The 25,371-nt window shown below is 40.7% G+C and carries 20 protein-coding genes and 2 pseudogenes; 21 read left to right on the plus strand and 1 reads right to left on the minus strand.

Annotation, left to right across the window (positions count from 1 at the left end):
* Positions 1 to 11: 11 nt before the first annotated feature.
* The 4 genes from AC1DOV_RS27375 to AC1DOV_RS27390 all read left to right on the plus strand — a co-directional run bounded on the left by AC1DOV_RS27375 (position 12) and on the right by AC1DOV_RS27390 (position 2,765).
* Positions 12 to 104, plus strand: a complete 93-nt coding sequence (locus tag AC1DOV_RS27375) for an IS3 family transposase (RefSeq protein ID WP_477510785.1) — start codon at positions 12 to 14, stop codon at positions 102 to 104.
* 189 nt (positions 105 to 293) lie between these two features.
* Positions 294 to 545 (plus strand): hypothetical protein, encoded by a 252-nt coding sequence (locus AC1DOV_RS27380; protein WP_477551501.1) that lies wholly within the window; start codon positions 294 to 296, stop codon positions 543 to 545.
* A gap of 612 nt (positions 546 to 1,157) precedes the next feature.
* Complete coding sequence (locus AC1DOV_RS27385) at positions 1,158 to 1,472, plus strand: hypothetical protein (protein WP_477551502.1); 315 nt, start codon at positions 1,158 to 1,160, stop codon at positions 1,470 to 1,472.
* A gap of 375 nt (positions 1,473 to 1,847) precedes the next feature.
* Complete coding sequence (locus tag AC1DOV_RS27390; protein ID WP_477551503.1) at positions 1,848 to 2,765, plus strand: DUF5655 domain-containing protein; 918 nt, start codon at positions 1,848 to 1,850, stop codon at positions 2,763 to 2,765.
* On the opposite strand, the pseudogene AC1DOV_RS27395 reads toward AC1DOV_RS27390, so the two are convergent.
* Positions 2,762 to 2,806 (minus strand): annotated as a pseudogene (locus tag AC1DOV_RS27395) (hypothetical protein); the annotation flags it as partial. The gene AC1DOV_RS27390 and the pseudogene AC1DOV_RS27395 sit on opposite strands and share 4 nt — an antisense overlap.
* Positions 2,807 to 4,108: 1,302 nt before the next feature.
* Here AC1DOV_RS27395 and AC1DOV_RS27400 point away from each other — a divergent pair.
* The 17 genes and pseudogenes from AC1DOV_RS27400 (at position 4,109) to AC1DOV_RS27480 (ending at position 25,321) form a co-directional block, all read left to right on the plus strand.
* On the plus strand, positions 4,109 to 5,374 hold the full coding sequence (locus AC1DOV_RS27400) for a hypothetical protein (RefSeq protein ID WP_477551504.1): 1,266 nt from the start codon (positions 4,109 to 4,111) through the stop codon (positions 5,372 to 5,374).
* A gap of 519 nt (positions 5,375 to 5,893) precedes the next feature.
* Entirely contained in the window at positions 5,894 to 6,196 is a 303-nt protein-coding gene (locus AC1DOV_RS27405; RefSeq protein ID WP_477551505.1) for a site-specific integrase, read from the plus strand.
* The gene (locus AC1DOV_RS27410; RefSeq protein WP_477551506.1) at positions 6,193 to 6,927 is read left to right on the plus strand and encodes an exonuclease/endonuclease/phosphatase family protein; all 735 of its coding nucleotides are present in this window, start codon (positions 6,193 to 6,195) and stop codon (positions 6,925 to 6,927) included. Before AC1DOV_RS27405 ends, AC1DOV_RS27410 begins: the two co-directional genes overlap by 4 nt.
* Before the next feature lie 38 nt (positions 6,928 to 6,965).
* Entirely contained in the window at positions 6,966 to 7,292 is a 327-nt protein-coding gene (locus AC1DOV_RS27415; protein WP_477551507.1) for a hypothetical protein, read from the plus strand.
* Between the two features lie 856 nt (positions 7,293 to 8,148).
* Positions 8,149 to 8,874 carry a uracil-DNA glycosylase gene (locus tag AC1DOV_RS27420; protein WP_477551508.1) on the plus strand — a complete coding sequence of 242 codons (726 nt, stop codon included), beginning with the start codon at positions 8,149 to 8,151 and terminating at the stop codon, positions 8,872 to 8,874.
* 612 nt (positions 8,875 to 9,486) lie between these two features.
* Positions 9,487 to 10,728 (plus strand): DUF6946 family protein, encoded by a 1,242-nt coding sequence (locus AC1DOV_RS27425; protein WP_477551509.1) that lies wholly within the window; start codon positions 9,487 to 9,489, stop codon positions 10,726 to 10,728.
* A gap of 327 nt (positions 10,729 to 11,055) precedes the next feature.
* Positions 11,056 to 11,364: a hypothetical protein gene (locus AC1DOV_RS27430; RefSeq protein ID WP_477551510.1), complete on the plus strand. Its 309-nt coding sequence runs from the start codon at positions 11,056 to 11,058 to the stop codon at positions 11,362 to 11,364.
* Positions 11,365 to 11,861: 497 nt separating this feature from the next.
* Entirely contained in the window at positions 11,862 to 12,638 is a 777-nt protein-coding gene (locus AC1DOV_RS27435) for a hypothetical protein (RefSeq protein ID WP_477551511.1), read from the plus strand.
* Between the two features lie 598 nt (positions 12,639 to 13,236).
* A complete protein-coding gene (locus AC1DOV_RS27440; protein ID WP_477551512.1) occupies positions 13,237 to 14,823 on the plus strand; it encodes a restriction endonuclease subunit S in 1,587 nt (528 codons plus the stop codon).
* Between the two features lie 16 nt (positions 14,824 to 14,839).
* Complete coding sequence (locus AC1DOV_RS27445; RefSeq protein WP_477551513.1) at positions 14,840 to 16,363, plus strand: class I SAM-dependent DNA methyltransferase; 1,524 nt, start codon at positions 14,840 to 14,842, stop codon at positions 16,361 to 16,363.
* A complete protein-coding gene (locus AC1DOV_RS27450) occupies positions 16,353 to 17,603 on the plus strand; it encodes a restriction endonuclease subunit S (RefSeq protein ID WP_477551514.1) in 1,251 nt (416 codons plus the stop codon). Before AC1DOV_RS27445 ends, AC1DOV_RS27450 begins: the two co-directional genes overlap by 11 nt.
* 17 nt (positions 17,604 to 17,620) lie before the next feature.
* The gene (locus tag AC1DOV_RS27455) at positions 17,621 to 20,758 is read left to right on the plus strand and encodes a type I restriction endonuclease subunit R (RefSeq protein WP_477551515.1); all 3,138 of its coding nucleotides are present in this window, start codon (positions 17,621 to 17,623) and stop codon (positions 20,756 to 20,758) included.
* 151 nt (positions 20,759 to 20,909) lie between these two features.
* Complete coding sequence (locus tag AC1DOV_RS27460; protein ID WP_477551516.1) at positions 20,910 to 22,376, plus strand: PIN domain-containing protein; 1,467 nt, start codon at positions 20,910 to 20,912, stop codon at positions 22,374 to 22,376.
* Between the two features lie 60 nt (positions 22,377 to 22,436).
* Positions 22,437 to 22,734: pseudogene (locus tag AC1DOV_RS27465) on the plus strand (transposase domain-containing protein); the annotation flags it as partial.
* Between the two features lie 661 nt (positions 22,735 to 23,395).
* The gene (locus tag AC1DOV_RS27470) at positions 23,396 to 23,605 is read left to right on the plus strand and encodes a phage antirepressor KilAC domain-containing protein (protein ID WP_477551517.1); all 210 of its coding nucleotides are present in this window, start codon (positions 23,396 to 23,398) and stop codon (positions 23,603 to 23,605) included.
* Between the two features lie 33 nt (positions 23,606 to 23,638).
* Positions 23,639 to 24,277: a glycerol kinase gene (locus AC1DOV_RS27475; protein ID WP_477551518.1), complete on the plus strand. Its 639-nt coding sequence runs from the start codon at positions 23,639 to 23,641 to the stop codon at positions 24,275 to 24,277.
* Positions 24,278 to 24,337: 60 nt separating this feature from the next.
* Complete coding sequence (locus tag AC1DOV_RS27480) at positions 24,338 to 25,321, plus strand: restriction endonuclease (protein ID WP_441879641.1); 984 nt, start codon at positions 24,338 to 24,340, stop codon at positions 25,319 to 25,321.
* Positions 25,322 to 25,371 lie beyond the last annotated feature (50 nt).

Consider the following 25,371-nt stretch of genomic DNA (forward strand, 5'->3'; position numbering starts at 1 on the left):
TTGAACGGGACATTGAAGCCTACATTCACTTTTACAATTACGAACGATTACAGGCGAAACTAAACGGCCTCAGTCCAATGGAGTTTAGGACTAAGGCCGTTTAACAGGTTTTATTATTTGTAATGTCTACTTGACGGGGTGCAGTTCACACGACCGGCAGCCCTTATTACGTTTTTGTCGGCATATTTTGTAATATGTTGAATCACAACACAACTCACAACACATGCTCACTCCACTTGATTTACAAGATATGTGCTGTACTATACTCAACAAAAAAAGTGAGGTTGTAAAAAATGATACCTACAGTAGAAACCTTTAGGGAAGTTTTAGAATCTATATTGACTAATGCGCGTGAAAACGGAAAGAAATATGTGGTGGTAAATTCCGGCGAACTACATTCTCGAGTTGGAGGGTATCCTTCTCCAAATCATCGTATGCCAACATGTTGTTCCGTTATGAAGCAAAAGATGAAGCCCTCTGATCAAGAGCTGTCAGCTCCACCAAAAGGAAAAGGGGCTGAACTAAAAATAAAATATTATCTATAGGCAGGCATATGGGAAGGTTTTAAACGTTCGTTGCTGCCTGCAGCTGTCGCTTGATATGTTGCAAGCGGCAGCTGCAGCCTAGAATCGGTTTTGGCTAGGTACTGGAGCAGTAATTAAGTAAACCAGACATTGGAGTGAAAGGGTGAAAGTTGGGATTCGAATTCCGGAAGTTTATAGAAAACGGTGAGTGCCTGAAATATCGGATGTTGATAGGAATGACGGTATACTCTGCTGGTTCATATAAAGTACCACCTCCTAACTATAGGTCGGGGATATTTTTTTTCAAATGGTCACTTTGGTCATACAGTGGTCACATATCTAGGAAAATGATGAAAAAACACAACAAGTCCTAAGAAAGTTTGACCTTGCCCCGATTAGATGGACACGAAGAAAACCTCTATAATAAATCATTTCGATAATGCAGAGAACTCGATCTTTATTTGTCATTTTGAACCCACACCCATGATTTTTTTGTATAATTATACCACACAAGTGCTTCTAGCCTTGAATAACTGCTCACGCTTAAACATCATGTTTAGCTGTGGGAATGCTTAATTTGCTGTACTTTTTTGTGGTAATGTTATTGTAAACGGGTTGAGAGGATGATTGTTTGTGATTACTTTTGAACGTGCGAAGGCATCTGTGGGACTATCAAATTTTGTGGAGTATTACGAGGACTATCGACAATACTATGAACAGCAATCTTCGGGACTTAAGGGGGATAAGAAGAGGCTTGCGCAGAAGTTGCTTGAAACAAATCCAAAAGCGACGTCAATTACTGGTCAGTACACAAGAATTAATTACACTGTATCAATCTTCTCGAATAAGTGGGAGAAGGACATGCTTAAAGCGGCCATTGAATCCAACCACGCTAGTGTAAGTAAAGAGGTTAAGTCAAAAGCAAGGGTTTTATTGACTAATTATTAATGCTTAATATGACTACTAATAGCATATTCTTGAGCTTTGGAGCTTCCCCTTACAAAGGAAAAGCCCCTTCAACCGATGTCGCGGTAGAAGGGGCTGCTCTTAAAATGGTATTCTGTCATTTCGTCGAAAATCATTTCAATCTTGACGATCTTCTTGTTCTTTCCGACCGTTGAGGTGAAGCAGCGTTTTCCGCTGGTCGAAGGGAGAAGAACAGTCTAGTGCTGATCGAAACGCGAATTAATGATCGAACCAACATCGTAGGAAACTGACTTAGAATGATCACCATCCAATTCGAACTCCAACTCTGATCTTCGAGCGTGGAGCAGATCGTTGAAACTACTAAGAAAATAGCTTTAATAGATAGAGGTGGAGTTTTTGGGAGATATTAAGCTCTTTAAGCTGTATGAAGGAAGTGTTACAGAACTAGAGGGAAAATCGGTTGCGGTTGAAAAGTCTCTTCAAACGATTATTGAGAAACATCTTGAAGTAATGCTGGGAATTCGTTTTCTGGCTACTGAATATTCGACTGGTAAAACGCATGGTGGGCGAATCGATACCCTGGGCTTAGATGAAAATAATGCCCCTGTAATCATCGAATACAAAAGGTCAATTAACGAAAATGTCATCAACCAAGGGTTATATTATCTAGATTGGTTGCTCGACCATAAAGCGGAGTTTACACTCCTTGTTATGAAGAAATACGGTAGTGATGTAGCAGAGCTTATCGATTGGTCAACTCCGCGTCTACTTTGTATTGCTGGAGGTTTCACCAAGTATGATGGACATGCCGTACAACAAATTAACCGAAACATTGAGTTATACAGCTACAAACAGTTTGGTCATGAATTGCTTTTATTAGATCTTGTGAATGCGACATCTGCTCATAATATTGAGTCAGACCCTGTCAGACAAGCAGCAGCCACTAATAAGTCTCAAGAGAAAACTGTCACAGAATACCTCAACCAATCGGATACTACCCTCAAGGATCGCTATGAGTTGTTACGGGCCTTTCTAATGGCTCTAGGAGATGACGTGCAGGAGAAAACATTAAAGCATTATATCGCGTTTCGAAGAATAAAGAATTTTGCATGTGTTGAAATACATCCGCAAATAGGAAGGATTACTGTTTACGTGAAGGTAAATCCTGATTCCCTCGTAATTGAGCCAGGGTTTACAAGGGATGTGAGAAAAATTGGGCATTATGGGACTGGTGACCTTGAGATTACTATCATGAACGATGAGCAATTTGAAAAAGCGAAATTGTTGTTTCTTAAAAGTTACGAGGCCAATTAATTCTGTACTTTTAGCGCCTCATCGCATTTTCGGCGCGTATGCGCCCAGCATCCAGCTAGCTTGACTTGTGGAAGCCGGGATAACTATCCACATGCAGATAGCTGCAGAATCCCTTCAAAAAATGGCGTGGATGGTCGCGCACTGCGCGATTGCCGGTATACAAAATGACCAATCTGTTAAATCGAAAGAATTTGCACCGGCAGTCGAAAAATGGTTACCGGAGCTATATTTTTGCTGTTTTTTGAGGCAAAGAAAAGACATATATTTAACGTTTTGAATAAATTGTATAGTTAAATTGAACATTTTGGCTTTAGGTTTGATATTGGGACTCTGTACTAGCAAACAGTGTGATCGTTTCACGATTTCAGGATATGGCTGTGGGCTATGCTTTATTTATTCTCGGGGACATACAATTGGCACAAGAGGCGTTTATTGATGCATTCTTTAAATTGAATCAGCTATCGGACAACGCTACTTTCCCCAATTGGTTTCGAACCATTGTTTTTAAGCATTGTGATCGTATTATAAGGAAAAATAAAAATATCTTGGGGCATTAGGTAAGCGTCACTTCCCCGAATTCATCAAGGGTTATACCTTTTTTCCCGTTACAAAAGATGTGTTTCTAAGGGGAGAGCACTGAAAAAGTCGTTGTTTTKTTGCTTCGAGTACCATGATTTTTAATGCTTGCACAATGCCAAGGTCAAGTGGTTCGACGTACTCGATCATACGTTGGAGAAGATCTCAGTAGTCGTCTTTCAGTCCGTCAAAGTACATGTGGAGTATGTCGTCACCTAACTCTAGTAAAATAATTGCACCATACTTGTCAAGGCAAAATGTGCCCCCCTCGTCCTCTGTCAACTCGGCTTCCAGTTGCCGAAAGTACCAGTCAACGTGGTCGACTAGAGGTGCGGGGATGGTTGCGGCCAGGCGAATTTCATCGATGTCCTGACGGTTTGTGATAGTTTGCATGTGTTCCTTATGATATATGCTTGTGTATTTAGACTTTGCATTTTTTGTTGTAATGTTTGACTAATCCCTAAGGGAAAATCGTCTCATGAGTAAATTCTCGTAGGAATTAGAGTTTAATTAGTATGATCGAATTGCCAGTACTTATTGGTTTGCATGTAAACGACTCCTTAAATAATTGGAAGGCCCTTGCTAAAGAGGTGCCTAGGTTATTTCTTAAGGTAGATTTTTTTGGAAGTAAGTGGTGAGTAATGAAATTTTTTTAAAAAAGGAACTTCAAAAGAAGGAAAAGAATGGAATTTGTCGTATTTTTAAGATAAGTAAATTTAAAGTGAAATGGTCGTGATTAAATGGTCGAATTAGTCCAGGTGTTTGGTGTGAGTAAGGAAATGGTACTAAGTTATATGGAGAGGGATCAAGTTGATGGAAAGTTTAAAGAAGCGCTGCAAACGGATAAGCACATAATTGTACACGGATCCTCTAAACAAGGAAAGTCAGCATTGCGTCAGAAGCATCTAGAGGAAAAAGATGAAGTACTAATCCAATGTGGACCTCTACATGATACGTCAGATATATACTCGTCTATATTAAGGCAATTAGGAATACAATTGGAGTCCTCTTCCACAGAAAAAACCAGCGCAAATGGTGAAATAAATGCGAAATTACGCGTTAAAGCCATGGTTCCATTATTCGGGGAGGCTCAAGTCGAAGCCGGTGGGAAGTCTGGTGAAACAACGGAGAAGACAGTTAATTACAAAGCGATAGAAATTAATCTTGAATTAGCACAGGATATTGGAGAAGTAATAAATACAGCTTATTTTAAAAAGTTCGTAATTCTTGAAAACTTTCACTACTTAACTGATGAGGTGCAGAAGAAGCTTGCTTTTGATCTGAGATCATTCCAGGAGATTGGAATTAGGTTCATTATTCTAGGTATTTGGAGAGAGAGAAATCGCTTAAATCAATTTAATGGGGACCTTGTAGACAGAATTGTTGAGATTCCAATTGAGCCTTGGGAAGAAAGGGACTTTGATCGAGTGATTAAAAAGGGCACGGAACTACTTAACATTCAGTTTTCTGGTGACGTAACAATTCGAATAAAAGAGAATTCATTTGGAAACATAGGAATTGTTCAAGAATTATGCAAACAGTTTTGTGTAGTCTCTGAAATCAGTAATACTAAAGCTATAAGGCAAAATTTTGGTGATTTACAATTACTAGAAAAAGCAATACATACGAAGGTAGAAGATTACAGTTCAAGGCACCTTAGAGGGTTAGAGAGCATAGCTGATGCCAGTAGACTTTATGAGAGAGGACTGTTCCTCCCTTATTATATTGTAAAAGTAATCGTGGAATCAGAGATTGATGATTTAAAACAGGGGTTACCAAGAGCAGATCTCCATAGGAAGATTAAAGATGCTCACTATCGCCCGGGGGATGTTAGAACAAATGACATGACCAATTTGTTGCATGGGCTAGGTGATTTACAGAGTAAAAAGTCAATTGTCCCACCACTATTTGATTACGACCGAACTAATAGAACACTAAGGGTAATTGATTCAACACTATTTTTCTTCCTAAAGTTTTCCGATAGGAATGAAATACTCGAAGATATACCCAACCCAACTGAAGATATAGTTTAGTTTAACTTTGAGCAGTTCACATTGGTGAGCTGCTCTTTTTTTTACTTGCCGTTACAGACAGCGCGGTAACCGTATCATAAATAGGGCGAAATTTTTGTGAATTATGTTTCCTAATACGGTGCCTGCGGAGTGAGCGGCGACAGTTAAGGCTACATCGGGGGGATTGAGAAACAGGAGGGGCAGAGGAGTAATCCATTTGCCTCTTCCTTTTTTATTTGAAGATAGCTTGTTTCTTCAACAATGCATCTTTTCGAGGGATTTCCTTCTATTCTATCAGGATAATAACATTCACGTCTGATTAATTATGAATGATACATAAGTCAGTTTTGTATCATTCGGTAAATGTTACCAACCCGCGCGGTTATTGGATTTATCTAGACTTTGAAATCTACTTCACTCAGTGAATCACTGATATAATGATACATAAATATTAAAATTTAATAGATAAGTATGATAAATAGCAGGGAGGCCGTCATAGAGTTTGTTCAGTCGATTCGAGATCAGAAAAAGATAGAAACCATGAAAATGATCCTGAAGAGTCAAAACATAAGAGACCATTGCCTGTTCGTTTTAGGCATCAATAGAGGGCTTCGTGTAAGCGATTTGCTGAAACTGATCATTGCTGATGTGTTGGATGAGAGAGGAAAGGTAAAAGACCGGATCACCATCCGAAAGATCTTTGCCTATCACGCTAATAAAAGTGGAACGGACATCACGCTGCTGCAGAAAATCTTGAACCATCATAGCCCAGCCACGACCCTCCGTTATATTGGAATTACGCAAGAGGAAATGGATGACGTTTATTTAACGGTGAATCTATGACGAAAGAACGTATGACCATCGTTACATGGAATTGTGCTCAAGCATTTAATAAAAAACATTTACTTCTTGAATCCATTAAGCCTGATCTCGCTATTATCCCCGAATGTGAGTCATTGGAGAAGTTGGGTGAATCATGTAAGGGGATGTTCCCTCGAGCGGTATGGTTTGGGGATTCTCCGACCAAAGGATTAGGAGTATTTTCCACTGGCCACTATGAACTATCGGTGCATCCGGCTTATGACGAACGATTTAAGTGGGTTGTACCAATTAGGGTCACTAATGATAGAGCAGTGAACTTTACTCTAATTGCCGTTTGGACAAAAAAACTTAAGAATCAGAAACTGAGTTATATAGCTCAACTTTTCATGGCATTGCAACAATACGAGTCGTTACTCCAAAAAGAAACGTGTCTAATCATTGGTGATCTTAATAGTAATGTCATTTGGGATAAAAAAAGGTGGATGAATCATTCAGAAGTTGTTGAAATGTTAAGAAAGTACGGGATAGAAAGTGCTTATCATTGGTTTTATGGCGAAGAGCAAGGACAAGAGACACGGCCAACTCATTACTTCCGTTATAATCGTAACATGCCATTTCACATTGATTACGCGTTTATACCCGTTGATTGGATGGCTAGACTGGAGACGGTTGACGTCGGCACGTATGATGAATGGAGGTATGATGCCCCAAGTGATCATGTTCCTCTGATCTTAAAATTGGGATGCATATAATCCGGAGTATTAAGGAACCGAAAGAGGCGAATGGTGCCATGGGAGCTATTGTTCAAGCAAATTGTCCGTGTGGATTTATCACGGATTCTCTTTTTGTGGGATCAGGAATGAATTATATAGAAGATAAATGGAATCCAGAGCCGGCTATTTGCTTATATTGCTTTAGATTTCATGCAACTAACTACAATAGTAAACGTCCACGCTGTCCTGGCTGCCGAAAAAGATTGACCTTTTACATAGATGATTCAAAAACATGGCAAGCAACACAGGGTGAACAAATCTTTGACATATATCGCTCTAAATGCCGCTGCCCGGATTGTGATCAATTGGAAATGACGTTTGAAGTTGTGGGAGTGTGGGATTAATCTTTCATCTTGAAAGGTGGCTTTATAAACGAAGGGAGAAAAAAATGGTTTGGATAAACGTAGATATTCCGGATAGACTATGTACAGTTCATAAAGCCAGCTGTGGCCTTATACTCCATGAAGATACACCGCTAAAGGGAATTCGAAAAATGAAAGATGATGGTGGGTGGTACGATTTTGCAAGCATCGAAGAAGCCGAATCATGGTCAATGTTAAATTATCGGCTATACCAATTCAAGAAGTGCGGTAAATGTAAGATTTCACTCAATACATAAACATAAAGAGCCACATGTAAGGTATCAAATAATTAGGATTCCAAAAGTATCGTTAAAAAGGTTCCGTGGGAAAGCATCCACAGGACCTTTTTTTGTTCAGGTGATGTATAGCTAAATCGGAAACACCGAAATTAACCAAATTTACAATCTGTTAAATTGGATCTACATCCTAAAATAAAGACCAGCGAAGCTTCTATAAAGTGCCATCTTGTAAATGATTGAGAAGAATGCCACTATAAGGCCCAGGAGAGGGATTAGTGATTTGAACGCACCTTCCTATCTTTACGCAATTCTGAATGGGGTAATAAAATACCTGCACATCGTACGAGCGTGGAGAGGGAGGAAGCGAGCAATGCACTCACCACAGTTGTAGCAGGCGGGCGACTTTTTACCTTCACGCTGCAGGATATTCTAATGTCGATGGAGCCGTCTGTCAAATGAGGAATTGTAAGAAATCGAGAGATTGACCTATAAACGTTCTAAGAATTTCCTAAGCAATGGATAGGAAAAACGGTCTAATTTGGCAATCGCTCACCAGAAATTGGTGCGCTATAATGGTTTCAAGAGAGGGGCGATAATAGATGCTTGAGCGCAAAGTAATCAAAGTAATTCCTACCGTGCAACGGAAAATATTTAAAGGTGAAGGTTACTCTGAGGATGGAGATGCATCGTTTTACCCCGAGGTGGATGAGGAAGAAGTATTTGACCAGAAGGCTCGCACACTGGTTAAACGCTTGGCCATAAATAGGGACTTCCTTAATGCCGGCAATTTCTATGCCGATTCGGACATGAAGCAGTTGAATCTGATCAAATATTTCAATGCACTGTTCTGGCTTAAGCCGGAATGGATGTTTATCGGGGAGGCTCCCGGGATCCACGGCTGTGTCAAAACAGGCATACCCTTTACGTCGGAGAAACTCATTCATGAAGGGCATCTTGATCGACATTTTCGGGGGACACGTTTTGTCGTGGAAGGAAAAAAAGGCGAAGCTTCAGCAACAGTCGTCTGGGGGGAAGTAAGCCGGTTGTCTAAGCCGCCTATTATGTGGAATGCGTTTCCGCTTCATCCACGGGGTAAAGACGGAGGTAACAGGACGCCTTCGGTAGCCGAACTTCAGTGGGGCTTGGAAGTGCTTCAATCGGTGCTTGAACTCTTCCCGGACGTAATGATTATCACGGTAGGAAGGAAGGCCGAAGCCGCTTGCAAGAGGCTTCAGGTAAAGACAGAAGGTCACTTATTCCATCCGTCTCATCATGCAAAAGAATTTCGTGAACAGTTTAATGATCTTTTCTTAAATAGATCGTAAAGTCGGTTAACGGCTGTGACGTGGAAAGGTTGAGCACAGAGCGGGATGCAAGTTATAAAGAATGTAAAGCTTGCGGCGAGATGTTGCACATGAAAGGATAGATTGCCCGAATTGTGGTTCACTGGAACTGATATTGCTCAAGGCAGCAGTTTTATTTGCACCGCATTCGCAAGTAAGTATTATTTTCTTAATGAAAATTGAATTTAATAAGTAGGATTAGTTTAATGGAAAATGGATTATTTGGAAATGTAATTAATAGTCACAGTAACATAAGCTTAATTCTTGAATCCTAGTATTATTTATTGGCGCCCACTCGGCGCTATTCTTTTGCCCAAAAGCAGGGTTATAACGCTCCTTGTTGAATATTAGGACTAAAGATGGATTAGTCGGCGGTGGATAACACATGATTGTTAAATACTTCGGGATCAAAATTAATGTCGTGGTAAGCGTATCGTCCATGGAGAGTCAAGTATCATTTACAAGGTTGAAAATTTTGGTGGTTTTCAGGCTTCTATTAACTAATTGCCGAACGAGGGTTCGCTGACATAAAGTTGTCAAAGCAATACTTAACAATGATTGGAACGGGCTCGAATACAGAACGGAGTGTAAAGCATGATTATTACAAATCAGGCCAGACAGACCATTCATTCACTTAATGAGTGGCTTCAATATGCTCCCCCAGCCAAAGGTGAGAATCACTGGAAAGATGGACGAAGCGCTAAGGAACTTGCAAAAGCTTGGATGACCAATAATGGGCCGAAAATGCCCTCCGATCTATCTGATCTGTTATTGTCATTGCCTGACACCCTGAGCTTTCAACCTGAATGGGCTGTACCAGAGTATGAAACGAAGCTGGATGAGTTCAGAGGTACCGGCCGCAATCACGATATGATTATCGTAGGTGATGTGAACGGGAAGAAAACGGTAATCTCGGTGGAAGCAAAAGTAGATGAATCATTTGGAGATATTGTGAATGATTATGTTGCTAGAAGCGTAAAAGCCAACCCGCGTTCTAAAATTCTTGATCGCATCAAGCAACTCTCTAAAGCGATATTCGGAACAAAGGATGTCGGATCACTAAGGTATCAGCTTATCCACGCGGTTGCAGGAACGCTGATAGAGGCTAAGAATCAGAAAGCAGCACAAGCTATATTTATCATCCATGAGTTTGTTCCATTCGGAAAATCCTCCAAGAAGGCAAAGCAAAATGAAGAGTCATTCCAGTCATTCGTTATGAAGCTAACTGGAAATCCTATTAATACAAGACAACTTATCGGACCACTCTATATTCCAGGAGGAGAGTTTGTTCCTAAGGATATACCGCTCTACATAGGCAAGATTGAAACAGTTATTGGGATGAATCAGTGGCAAGTTAGTGTAGCAGCGGAAGCGATAACAGCGGCGTTGTTTGCAAGAGCAGGATATGACGTTTCTGTACAATATGGCGCAAATCAACCTGAATACGATTTGATGATAGCTAAAGGTGATAAGATGCTCAAGGTATCAGTTAAAGGTAGTCAAGATGGCGGTTGGGGGCTAACTCAATCGTATATGTCTGATGCAAACTACTACGCAGCGGCGGACGCCTGGTGCAAAAAACATAAGCCACGCACGATAGTATGTCTCGTTCAGTTCAAGAATGTGCCAATAGACAAGATGCCAAGAGTGTTTCTTGCTACTCCTCTGAATATTGCCGAGCATCTAAAGAAGAGCGCAAATGGTAGAGGCGAGACCATTCTATATGAGTATAAACAATGGAGTGATAGGGCATTCGGCGCTGGAACCATAGATAAGATTCCTGATGAGTGGGAATTTTCCGAATCCAGAATTGCAGAAATGATCATGGATGCTTAAGCAGGAGGAGTGATCACTGTCATGGAAAATAATAACTCGACAATTTACGTAAACAGGGATATCTTGATTGGGAAGTTAGGGTTAAGGCAGTACAGAAACACCATTGTTTATACAAAGTATGAAGTCTTTGGTCTTTGCAATAACCCAATCATCACAGAATTCATATAGCTGGTTTGATCTAAGAAAGGTGAACCTTGATAGATATGATAGCACGAAAGTAAGGGGATAGAAGATGAATCCACAGGAATAGTTCGGGAGAGTTATCATACCGTTACTGGTTTCATTGAGGGGCTAACTGTAATGCACTTGTGGGGATGGATGGGTAGTATGAGAGAGTTCGCGAAGGAAAGCGAAGCAGTCGATTACTTAGAATGGCGCAAGACAAATCCTTCAGGATTTGTGCTGAATATCAATACCTGGAGCACCAATGCCTCTTCAACCAAAAACGTTATTCATGATGCTGGCGGATGTTCAACGCTAGACCAGTCCCGGATGGAGAACAGGGATCGACACATTACAGACCAACATCCAAAGATATGCTCAACGGACATTCAGGATCTGATCGACGAGATGGAATCCAAGAGGCTGCCGTATAAGTTCTGTGGAATCTGCATGAAGAAAAGGGGCTACCAGTAGGTACCCCCACTAGAATTTTGCCATGATTCTGAGCATCTCGAGACCTCTTTTTCTGTTTAGGTGGAGTATTAGCTGTCATAGATGGCAACACCGTAAAAATTAAATCAACAAATTGAACAATCTGTTAAGTTAAAAAAAATACGCTCCGGAAGCCGAAAGTCAGCTCCTGGAGCCATTTTTTTAAAGGTTTTTATATTAAGAAAAAAGTCCTATTTAACATTTTGATTCTACACTATTATTGAACTGTACATATTGAGATTGATGGGGAAGCGAACAGGCGAAAATACGGTGGTGATAGCCGTTCGGGCTTGAAAGGGAACATTTTGCACAACTCTTGGGAGACTTCTACACAGTGCCCGTAGTGCTGCGATGCCTCATGCAGAAGCGCTGCAAGCCCTACTCTCCACACTCTCTACGTTCCTCTGACTTCATTTTAAAATAGAGGGTGATCAAGTATAATTTTGGGAATGTAATATTCTTGGGAGGGAGCCTGCAGTATGGACTGGTTTTCCGTATCGTTGAATTCGTCAAGTAATCAGGAGCTTGATGAAATTGTTGAAGAACTAAAAAGAATTGCACCACATATCAGATGGAGAATCCAAAGATACGATTACGAAACACTTGATGGTTCATTAACCTATTACACCGACCTTGTAGTACCGGGTGATCAAGTGCAAGAGGCTGAAGAAATAATCGAACTATGGGAAAATGGCGAAGATCTCGAAAACTACTCACCAATGGATCGTTATGGGGTGGTGTATATTAACCAAGACGGCAAGCGAATCCTTAATCCCACAGTCAAAAAGTTCCAGTTTTTGGTGAGGGAGTACAATAAGTTATTGGAAAATGTTAGAAGTACGGATGTAGAAGAAGCCATTAGAGAGTTAGCCAAAATAATATCGACAATATATGCAGCTGCCCTTGATTTGCCCAAAATTGATACAGACAGCGACTCGGAAGAGGAGGATTTTCGTGGCGATATTTTTGATGAGAAAACATTGCTCGATGAAAAATATAATTCGTGTAGAGATGTACTTACTGAGCTTGAAACAAATTTAGGTGAAATATATGCAGCTCTAAATATTAATAATGATTCGTGGTATGAGTACCATTATGAAGGCAAATCATTGATTGGAGAGCTTACACCTGATGGAGTAGCTCAAATGGTTGATAGATGGAGGTTTTACTTCTTCGCAGATCATGATTGGGGCGTAGGTAACTTATGTTTAAATACGTTGAGATTAGCCAAAACAGTATTAAAACAATTTAAGTAATCGTTCGGTAGGGGTTAAAAATCCAAAAGCTGTGGATGTTTCTGGGTGAGTGGGGATGTACAGCATGTGGGCAATTTGTCCATCTGAGGCAGAATGGTATGACAAGATGATTCGCATGCTGAAAAAAATGATTGTTACCATAAATAGTCGGACGTAACAATTAGCATTTTATATAGTGTATTTTTCCAGATTACCTACAATGAACCGATCCCAGATATGGATGTTATTTTCGATCATTCGGAATGGATCTTGATGAGTGGCTGGAATTTGATGATATACGTCATAGCACTTCCACCGCACAAAGAAAGTATTCTCTGTGCTTGACTCTACTGCGTAGAACAGTAACATCGATCCCTAAAAGCTATCATAACGAGTAGGGGGAACATCCAAGCCATTTGCGGGGCCTTTGGTGGAAGCTAGCGGCGACCGCCGCGATTCGCTTCAGAGTGATACGATTCGCGTGTGGGTTTCTAGACTTGCAGGCAAATTAATGAAGTAAAGAACCGTAATAGATCGGTTCTTTATTTTTAGTATTGAAATACTTAATTTTGTTGTGGTACTATTTAGGTGTAAGTTCCTATGTCTAGAGGGTGATACATTGATTGAAACGTTCTGGAATATTTGCTTGCTGCATGACATTAGCTCTCGAGATCAATTACTGCGAGAAGCGATAAGAGTCAAGTTGACAAGAAAGATATTAGAGCAACAAGGAGCAGCACACACATCTGTGCTTGATCCGGAGATGTTATTCAGGTGGATGAAAGATAATATTGGTGAGAGAGAGCTCGGTCATTTTCCCGGAGATCGGGAATTATTCTATAGACTGTATCAAGCAGGCAAAGATATCGACTTATTGGACTATGCTTTACAGACATTGCAGCAAGACCGTGTTACAGGAGGAATTATTATTCATTCCAGTATTATGGAGCGATTCGTAGCTATGTGCCAACGACACCAGTTCCATTCTCTACTCATAACGGAGACAGAGAAGTACATTCGCGGTCTAGTGGAATCGAAATGTTACCAGCAACCATTAAAGTTAACAATGCTCACTGAAAACTACATCATTGCCAAACTGCTGAAGACTTATTTCGAACCGTATCCTGACGTACAAGTCATACAAGGATCTATTTATCATCCATTGCCTATTACTGAAACATTCGATGCTATCTTAACCATTCCAAACTTTGGTTTGAAAATGGATGAAGACGACGATAGTCTCATTAGAGACTCTGAAGGTGTGGCAGTTAATTACCTGCTCCCTCTCTTGCAGGACGGAGGAAGAGTTAGCGTCACTTTTCCCGCGAGGATGATGTTTCAATCGGGAAGTATCGCGAGATGGCGTGAACAGACGAACGAGTTGTTTCCTGTTCAATCCGTACATATGTTGCCGGATGGGTTATTCCGACCCTATACTTCGGTCAAAACATACCAGATTGAATTTGGTAAGTCATCAAATGAAGAAGTCATTTTAGGTCGATTACAACTTCAGAAGATGTCACTGGTAACAGAACGAGAAATCACGTTCCATTCCGACGCATTCGGTCAACTCAATAATTGGCGAATTGATATGTTGTTAGATGAAGATCAGGACACGCTCCTTTCCTTTCAGCAGGCTCATGTTCCTAAGATGAAGCTGCGGGACATCGCGGATATTTTTCGGGGGAAATCCATCCTCAAGCAGGATTTAAGAGTAGGGAACATTAGGGTGCTTAATATATCCAATATAGAAGACGGCGATGTGCATTTAGAACAGATGGAAACAATTGAGGAGGAAGAACGGAAGGTCAAGCGCTATGAGATACTTCCGGGCGATCTCGTCATGGCCTGCCGTGGCACGGTGAATAAACTCGCCATATTTCCGGAATCAGAAGGTACGGTCATTGCTACTGCAAACATAATCGTTATACGGTTCAAGTCAGCTATCCTAAGTGGATTTGCGAAAATATTCCTGGAAAGTCCAGTTGGAATGACTCTAATACAGAGTTTCCAACGCGGTACTACCGTCATGAATTTGAATCCTTCGGACGTAGCGGAAATCGAAATACCTCTTCTCTCCAAAGAAGAACAGATAGTTCGAATAAACCGCTATGTTGAGGAGAAGGAGCGGTTTAAAGACGCTGTCCATGAAGCAACGGTTCGCTGGGAGCAAGTTAAGAACAAACTATACAGTGATCTTTACTGAGGAGGATATTGAGGGAATGGCAACAGCTAGTCTAGGGTTTGAAGAAAAATTATGGAGCATGGCCGACAAGCTGCGCGGCAGCATGGATGCTGCGGAATATAAGCATGTGGCGTTAGGTTTGCTCTTTCTTAAATACGTATCTGATGCTTTTGAAGAGAAACAAAAGGTATTACAAGAAGAACCATATGCCGATCCAGAAGATCGGGACGAATATATTGCTGCGAATATCTTCTGGGTACCGAAGGATGCTCGTTGGAGCAATATTAAGAAAAACGCAAAGAAACCGGAAATTGGTCAAATCATAGATCAAGCGATGATCGACATAGAGAAAGAAAACCCTTCACTCAAAGGTGTATTACCGAAGGATTATGCCAGACCTGCTCTGGATAAAACGAGACTCGGCGAAGTCATTGACTTATTCTCGTTCAAGGTCGGCGATGAAGAGAGCCGTTCCAAGGATGTGCTTGGACGAGTGTATGAATACTTCCTTAGTAAATTTGCCAGCGCAGAGGGCAAGAACGGCGGTGAGTTCTACACGCCGAACAGTGTTGTCCGGTTGCTGGTAGAAATGATCGAGCCTTTCAAAGGCAGGGTCTACGACCCTTGTTGTGGCTCGGGCGGAATGTTCGTTCAAAGTGAAAAGTTCGTAGAAGAGCATCAAGGCAAACTTGGTGATATCGCGGTATATGGCCAAGAATCTAACCCAACAACTTGGAAGCTGTGCAAAATGAACTTGGCGATCCGTGGTCTGGATAGCAACTTGGGCGAGCATCATGCGGATACGTTCCATAACGATCTTCACAAGAACTTGAAGGCGGATTACATTCTGGCGAACCCGCCATTCAATATCAGCGATTGGGGCGGTACTAGGCTGACAGAAGATGCTCGTTGGGCTTATGGCATTCCGCCTGCGGGCAATGCCAACTATGCTTGGATTCAGCATATGGTGAACAAGCTTGCTCCAAGTGGCGTAGCCGGATTCGTATTAGCCAATGGTTCGATGTCTACGAGCACAACAGCTGAATTCGAGATTCGTAGCAAGCTGGTTAATGCGGATTTGGTGGATTGCATTGTTACATTGCCAGGGCAGTTGTTCTATTCGACACAGATTCCTGTCTGTCTCTGGTTTATGGCTAAGAATAAAGCTCCTAAAGTGCAGCGTGACCGCCGCGGAGAGATCTTATTTATCGATGCTCGCAAAATGGGCCAAATGGTGGATCGTACGCATCGTGAGTTAACCTCGGAGGATCTCAAGAAGATTACGGATACATACCATGCTTGGCGTGGTCAGTCTGAAGTTGGGGCATACGAGGATACGAAAGGTTTTTGTAAAGCTGCTAAGCTCGCAGAGGTTCAAGAGCACGAATACATTTTGACGCCCGGGCGGTATGTTGGCATAGAAGATATTGAGGAAGATAGCGAGCCGTTTGAGGACAAGATGGCTCGGCTGACATCGGAACTGGCGGAGCAGTTCGCCAAATCGCGACATTTGGAAGACGAGATTCGGAGGCGGCTTGGGGGGATCGGTTTTGAGTTCTAACCTAGAATGGAAAACGTGTAAATGGGGAGACATCTCAACACTGGAATATGGAAAAGCACTTAGGGATTATAAAGAAAATAAAGTTGGATATCCGGTGTTCGGAACAAATGGTTTAATAGGACATACGGATAAATATCTTTCTGATCAACCTGGTGTAATAGTTGGTCGAAAAGGTGCATACAGAGGTGTCCATTATTCCAAGAGACCCTTTTATGTTATTGATACAGCATACTTTCTAAAGCCCAAAATAAATCAATTAGACTTAAAATGGGCCTATTACAATTTGCGTAACAAAGATATTAATAATTTAGATTCCGGATCTGCGATACCTTCAACGAGTAGAAGTGATTTCTATTCACTCGATGTAGAATTGCCCGAATTAAATGAACAACAGGAAATAGCAAATTTACTTACAATTCTTGATGACAAGATTGAACATAACAACGCTATCAACAAAAACCTTGAAGAAATGGCTCACGCTCTTTTCAAACGTTGGTTTGTGGATTTTGAGTTTCCAAATGAAAACGGAGAGCCGTATAAGTCCAGTGGTGGTGAGTTTGAGGAAAGTGTGCTGGGAATGATCCCCAAGGAGTGGGCAGTGGAAAAGCTAGGGGATTGTACAAAACTCGTAAGCCGAGGCATTGCACCAAAATATGAAGACAATTCAGAAAAACGAGTTATTAATCAGAAATGTATAAGAGATGGTTTACTAAATAAAGCCTTAGCAAGAACTCACAATACTAAAGTTAGTGATGAAAAGCAGGTACTGTTTGGTGATATTCTTGTTAATTCTACCGGTGTGGGGACGCTGGGAAGAGTAACTCAAGTTTATGAGCAACTTTCTAACTATACAGTGGATTCACATGTCACAATAATTCGTCCGAATATAAGGAATGGACTCGGCTATATGGGGTGTCTGTTAAAAAGGATGCAACAGAACTTTGAACATGCTGCAACAGGCAGTACTGGGCAAACAGAATTAGGCAGGGAAGTTATTAAGCAAATGAATATATTGATGCCTGTTAATAACATTGTTGAAAAATTTACTGATATATATCATTCTTTCTTCGAGAAGATCATAATGAATCAAAGAAATAACACAGATCTTGCTCATATACGTGACTCACTCCTTCCCAAACTCATATCCGGCGAGATACGAGTCCCAATAGAGCGAGAATATGTACAGATTACTGACCTGCCAATGGCAGTAAAAAGCAAAGAACAATACCCCACTACCTAATCAAAGGAGGTGCATCCATGGCCCTGTACACCACATCTTACACCGAGAACGACCTGGAACAGGCCGCGTTGGAATGGTTCGAAGAACTGAACTACAACAAAGCATATGGACCGGAAATCTCCCCTGAAGGTGAGTATCCTGAAAGACAACTCTATCAGAACGTTATTCTGAAAGAACGTCTTCGCGAATCACTCATTCGGATTAACAAGCAGTTGCCTAGGGAAGCGATCGAGGAAGCGATTCGCATCATTGAGGTGCCTCGCAGCCCGAGCTTGATAATCAACAATAAAGCTTTTCAGAAAATGATTACCGACGGAATCGATGTCCAGTATCGAGCGGCGAATGGCGATTATCCGACTGAGAAAGTATGGTTATTCGATACGCATCCTGATCGCGTGGACAATAACGATTTTCTGGTCGTTAATCAGTTTACGGTCATTGAGAATCAGGTGGATAAGCGTCCAGATGTGGTGGTCTTCGTCAACGGTCTTCCGATTGCAGTCTTAGAGCTGAAGAGCGCCTCCAACGAAGAAGTGGGAATCAGTGATGCTTACAATCAAGTTCAAACTTACAAAAAGGCGATCTCTTCACTTTTTACGTACAATTCATTCTTGGTGATTAGTGATGGTGTAAATGCCAGAGTGGGCACGTTGACGGCTAATGAAGAACGGTTCATGATGTGGCGCACCATAGACGGCGAAGACGTGGCCTCCTCCTCCCTGCCGCAGCTTGAAGTGTTGATCAAGGGCATGTTCGAGAAGAGCCGTTTTCTGGATCTCATCAAGCATTTTGTATTGTTTCAGACGGATGGGGAACATCTCTTCAAAATACTGGCGGGCTATCACCAGTATCACGCCACCAACAAGGCGATAGCCTGTACGGAAAGAGCGACGTTGGAAGAAGGTGATCGAAAAATCGGAGTCATCTGGCACACGCAAGGTTCTGGAAAAAGCTTATCCATGGTCTTCTATGCCGGGAAGCTGGTGCTGACACTCGATAACCCAACGATTGTGGTTGTAACAGATCGTAACGATCTGGACGATCAGCTGTACTCTACGTTTAGCAAGTCGAAAGACTTGCTCCGTCAAACCCCGCAACATGCTGAAAATCGCACACATTTACAACAGTTGTTGGCGGTGGAGTCGGGCGGGATTATTTTTACGACGGTTCATAAGTTCTCACCCGAAGAAGGTGACTCCAAGTACCCGGTACTTACCGATCGTCGGAATGTAATTGTTATTGCAGATGAAGCACACCGCAGTCAGTACGGTTTCCAGGCAGAGATGGTTGCATCAGACGATGTGGCAAACATTAAGTACGGCTATGCGAAATATATGCGTGATGCTTTGCCGAATGCCTCCTATATTGGCTATACAGGGACGCCGGTTGAGTTGACCGATAAGAACACTCCTGCTGTCTTCGGCGATTACATCGATATCTACGACATGACCCGAGCTGTGGAAGATGGAACGACCGTCAAGATTTACTATGAAAGTCGAATTGCGAGATTGGAATTGTCAGATACAGAGCGACCGGTGATTGATGAGGAATACGAAGAAATCACGGAGTATCAGGAATATTCGCAGCAAGAGAAGCTTAAGTCTAGATGGGCTCGGCTCGAAGCGTTGGCCGGTTCGGAGAAACGAATTAAAAAAGTGGCCAAAGACATGGTCAATCACTATGAGCAACGTAAAGGAGCCGTGTACGGTAAAGCGATGATCGTTGTCATGTCGCGGCGAATTGCCATCAATTTGTATAAAGAGATTATCGCGCTTCGACCAGACTGGCATAGTGATGACGACAATGAGGGTAAAATCAAAATCGTCATGACAGGAAGCTCCAGCGACCCCGCGGAATGGCAGCCTTATATCGGGACGAAGCGTCGTCGGGAGCATCTGGCCAAACGAATGAAGGATCTGAACGACCCGTTAGAGATCGTCATCGTGCGAGATATGTGGTTAACCGGGTTTGACGTGCCGAGTATGAACACGATGTATATCGATAAGCCGATGAAGGGCCATAACCTGATGCAGGCGATTGCTCGCGTCAACCGGGTATTCCGTGACAAGCCGGGCGGTCTGATCGTAGACTATATCGGGATTGCAGACATGTTGAAGTCGGCGCTACAACAGTACACGGAAAATGATCGCAAAACTGCAGGTATCGATACAGATCAAGCGGCTGATTTCATGCTGGAGCGAATGCAACTCATCCGCGAACAATTGCATGGACATGATTTCTCGAAATTCGCATCAGAGAAAGCATCTGAGCGGATGAAGGCGATTGTTGAGACAGTGGACTATGTACTGGGGCTCGGGGACCAAGGCAAACGTAATTTTGTAAATTGGACAACGGAATTGACAAAGGCTTACGCCCTATGCGCAACGACAGAAGCGGCTGAACTGGTTAACCTAGAAATCAGCTTCTACAAGGCTATAAAATCGGGTATCGTCAAAATTATCACGTCGGAGAACAAAAAGAAAACGACGAATGAGCTGGACGCTGAGCTAAATCAACTTATCTCTAAGTCGATTATGTCTGATGAAGTCGTTGATATTCTCGAAGCAGTCGGCTTGCAGAAACCAAACATCGCGATATTGTCGAATGAATTCTTAGAGCACGTACGAGGGTTGAAGCAGAAGAACCTTGCAGTGGAGCTGCTAAGAAGGTTACTCCAGGGAAAGGTGAAGTCTGTTTCACGTACTAGTATTGTTCAGTCTAAGAAATTCTCAGAAATGCTCGAAGAAGCGGTTCGCAAGTATAACAACCGTACAATAGAAACAACGCAGGTTATTGAAGAACTTATTCAAATGGCAAAGGAAATGAATGCTGCAGTTAAACTCGGTGAAGATCTTGGACTCATTAAGGAAGAAGTTGCATTCTATGATGCCCTTGCCTCCAACGAAGCAGCAAAAGAACTAATGGGCGATTTAGTATTAAAGCAAATTGCACATGAACTGACGCAGGCTATCAGGAATAACATTAAAGTGGACTGGACTCTACGAGAAAACGTCCGAGCTCAGATGAGGATTACTGTTAAACGGTTGTTAAAGAAATATGGGTATCCACCAGATCTAGAGAAGATGGCTATTGATTTAGTGCTACAACAGGCTGAGTTAATGGCTCAAACAGAGACAGAAGAATATATGTATTAATACAATAGAGCGTAGCTAAAGTGATATGTTTTAGCTACGCTATTTTTAAAATTTAGGGAGCAACGATATTCCACTAAAACTAATTTGTTTCCACCTAAACTACTATATGGTACATTCTTTAGAGCATTAATATAATGGGGGAAATAAAACAGTGAAAACCTTTATTATATTCGATAGTAATATTTTATATCAGAGAATGTATGAAGACTATTCAAAGTTTACTTTACATCAAATATTCAATGAAATTCGAGGGAAAATTGAGAGGCACGATGTTGAAAATCAGTTTGAGGTCCTTGTACCTGAGATAACAATTAGCGAACTATTTCAACATCAATTAGAATTTTTTGAAGAGAATATCAAAAGTCTTAGATCAGCGTATGCAGTTTGTGAACAAATTTATGAAGTCGATTTAAAAATAAATGAGGATTTCGAATATCGTACTTTCTTGGAAACTGTGAAAGAACAGTATATTAATCAAAATGGAATTAAAATCTTAGTAACATGCAGCGAAAGTAGATTTAGTTCTATTGTTAACAGAGCTTTAAACAAAAACGCGCCGTTTGAAGGTGGAGCAAAAGGAAATTCAGACAAAGGGTTCAAAGATGCAGTAATATGGGAGTCGATTCTGGAGTTCGCCATGCTGAACGATGGGGAATTTATCTTATTAACAAATGATAAAAGGTTTAAGGATCAGTTATCCATAGAGTTTAAAAAGGAAACTGGGAAGAATATTAATATATTCAATAAGGAAGAGTTAGGAAATGTAGATATATACATCCAGAGGTACTCAAGTGAGAAAAACATAAAAATTAAATATGATAAAATTCATAGGAATCTTACTAGTGTATTCCCGCGATTTATGAGTCACTTAGAGAATGAAAAATTAAAATCAATTGAATTGAACGGAACTAAATGTGAGGTAACGGAATTAAAGTTATTCGATAATATTATTGATCTTAATGAAGTTGGTGACATTCTATATAAATTTAAGTTGAAGGGAACTCTTCATGCAGAGAAAAGAGGGTTCATTTCTGCTGAAATAAGTTTCCATTTAGATATTGTCCTAACAATAGTACTTGGGAATTATGAGATAGCTTCAATGGTACTTGACGGAATTGAGGCTACACTACTACATGCGGATGAAACAGTTAATATGAAGATGCAGCTTTTTGAATATGTTCCTGATGATTATGGAATTGAGGACGGTAACGATGGGTTTATTTCTGAGGACTTATCTACTGTTAAAAGTGAGGAAAATAAATTTTTAAAGAATGATACTTCACTTAATAAAAGAAAGTCAGAAACTATCCAGATAGAGGGTTTTGTTGAATCGCTTTCCGCAGATGTTTATGCTAATATTCTTAGTTCATCACAATATTACAATAAGGGAATACTGATAGAGCTATTCGATACTTTTGTGGAAAATGCCTCAGTGGACTGGACCGAATTTACAAGCGGTGTAGCAAGAATGAAAAAAGCTATCAAATTTATTTTGATGAAAAATGGATATGACGAACAATCTCTTTCTTACTATGTTGAGAATGTTTTTGAGCAAGCTCAGGATGATTACCGAAAGTTTATTAAATCATCAGTAGTGGAAGTCGATAAAGTAAATTAATCTAAAATTATACCAACATGGTCCATCAAGCACTCCGATCTCAAGTGTACCAAAACGTAATCGACGTTCTTAAAAGATGGCCGTTTGGAGACCGACAACAACCGTAGCGATCAAGCAGTTTGTCATTGGGCGGAAAAACTGACTGTTTGCCAATACGCCCCGTGGCGCAAAGGCTAGCGCAATCATCTACAGCATCATCGAGACGGCTAAAGAGAATGGGGTAAACCCGTTTAAATACTTGATGTACCTGTTCGAGAAACTCCCGCAGCTTCCCGATAAGAAAGATTCAGAAACGCTGGACAACTTGCTGCCTTGGTCAACATCTCTGACACTGACTTGCCGCATGTTTAAATCCTGATTATACAGCATAGATCAGCCCTCAACTTGAAGACAAGGTGGGGGCTGTTACGCTTACTCTAGTGGCCACTTAAAGTCTAATAAACGATCGTTTTTTAGACTTTATGAAAATCAGCATAAAACACCAAAAATAGATCATTGTTACAGTCTATTTACTCCTCTAAAATTCAAAATATATTAATTAAAGCGATCGATGGTTAAATAGACAATAGGAGAGTAATAAAACAACAAAAATTGGGAATGCGCGTGTTTCGACTTTCGATCAATCCAAGGATTTACAAATCGATTCTTTGAATGCATCTGATGCACGCTCAGTCTTTATATCGTGTGCAAAGTAATGACAAAGGACATTAAGAGGGCTAATTGGAGAATAAGGTTAAGACGTATGCTAGATTACAGCAGTGTCTTTTTTTTCAAGCTTTACTATTGAGTATTGAGATTCAAGAGTCCACAAAGAAGGACTATTGTACTATTTTGTCGAAATCTACCAAAGGTAATGATTTCCGATTAGTGGTAATACATGACACTTAAGAAATTTCAACAATTTACTCTAGTTAGTTATAAGGAGTCCTAACAGAAAGTAATGAAATTAGACTATAAGCAGTAAACATAGCCACAACATATAATTTGATTTGGAAGAGTCAATCAACTAGGAGGATCAGATGAGCGAGAAACAAATATCAACGACAGTATTAGCAAAAGAATTGGGGTTACAAGCAAAGCATCTGTTTCAATCTTTAACGGATGCAGGATGCATTCTAAGAGAAAATGAGGCTTGGGTATTAACCAATAAAGGTGTCGAGATGGGGGGAACAATGAAGAGCCATCCACAGCATGGTACCTATATAGCGTGGGGTGGAAGGATAAAGTAATATCTTTCAGAAATTGGTGGATCTGATAAATTATTGAGTGCAATTACACTGAGTAAGCATTTTAATATATCAAAATTTAGAATTAACCCAATTTTATCAGAGCTTGGAATGGTTCAAAAAAATGTAAAGGGTTGGACCGTAACAAAGCTTGGAGAAAGCTTAGGTGGAAAACAATTTGAATATGAGCAAACGGGAGTCCCTTATGTTTGTTGGGATTCAAGTATACTGACAAACAAAAGGCTTATCGAAACCTTCCAGTCCGTTCAAGGAACACCGGCGGAAGATATTAAAGAAGATAAGCTACCTTCTAGTTCTAATTTTCGTGATAAGTTTGAGGCAAAGCATCGTGCAGCCGATGGACACTACGTTCGTTCTAGAGCAGAAATGTTAATTGATAACTGGCTGTATATGTCGGAAATCGTCCATGCCTATGAACGGAGATTACCAGTGGAAGAAGAGGTTTATTGTGATTTCTATCTTCCTGTTGGAAAAGTATATATTGAGTTTTGGGGTCTAGAAAACGATGAAAGATATGTAGAACGAAAAAAAGAAAAGATAAAGATCTATTCAAAATATGGATTTAATTTAATAGAACTTGTTGATAGCGATATCCAAAACCTTGATGATCTATTACCTAAGAAGCTTTTGAAGTTTGGGATTCAAGCGTACTAAGAATAAAATATTGAATGTTTATTGATCTTATATAACTTTACTTAAGAAGGGGTATTCTGGTTGAATAATGAACTCGCTCAATTAATGAATCAAAGTTTATTAGCTCCATTAATCTTTATATTCATGTGCATCCTCTTCTTCTTATTTTTAGGGGCAGTGTTGTATTACCGATTTCTCAGCCCTTGGATACCAGAAAAGCTTGCGAGCTTAGTTGGGTTTGCTGGATCTGCTTATATTTTAATGACCTGTGTAAATCAATATGAAAAAGTAAAAAGCTTAGTTGCTTCTTGGAATGTGACAGCTATGATTATAGTCATGTTTTTCTTGATAGTCACAATTGGCGTTGTTATACGTCTAATTCCAAGTAAAAAGAAAAAGAGAGATAGGAAAACAAATCGGAAATCAAATAATAGCAATAAATCTCAAAGACTGCATTCAAAGCAAAGTAGACCGGACCAAGAGATTTTAAGCAGTTCATTAGAAAGTATGTCTGGTGCTGAATTTGAACGATTACTTGCCCTTTATTTCAGCGATCAAGGATTTACGGTTCGTGAAGTCGGTATCGGAGGGAAGGACGGTGGTGTAGATCTAGTCATCATCGATCAGAGAGGTGAGAAAACAGCTGTACAGGCAAAATGTTATGCAAGTCACAATCTAATTGGCGTACAGGTTGTTCGAGAATTGGTCGGAGCTAAGCGAAATCATGATTGTATTCTTAGCCTTCTTATCACAACATCAGATCTAACAGGCCCAGCTAGAACAGAGGCGGAGAAGTTTAAAGTTGATTATTGGCACGGAGGAATAATTGAACAAAAATTAAAAACATGGGGCAAATGGAAACCGGGGAATAAGGAGTCTAAGAAAATACCTAAAACCTTGAAATCCACAATTTCTGAATTACAGACAACTCAAAACCAACTAACTGTGTCATCAGAATCTAACTGCACGTGTGGAGCTCCAATGATAAAAAGAAAGAGCAGAGAAGGTAGGGAATTCTGGGGTTGTACTTCATTTCCTAAATGTAGGCATACAAGATCAATATAGATTGATTCTATTTTTTACCGGAGATACACTTAAAGTCAGGAAAAGACGCC

The sequence above is a fragment of the Paenibacillus sp. 01T47 genome (assembly GCF_056398245.1).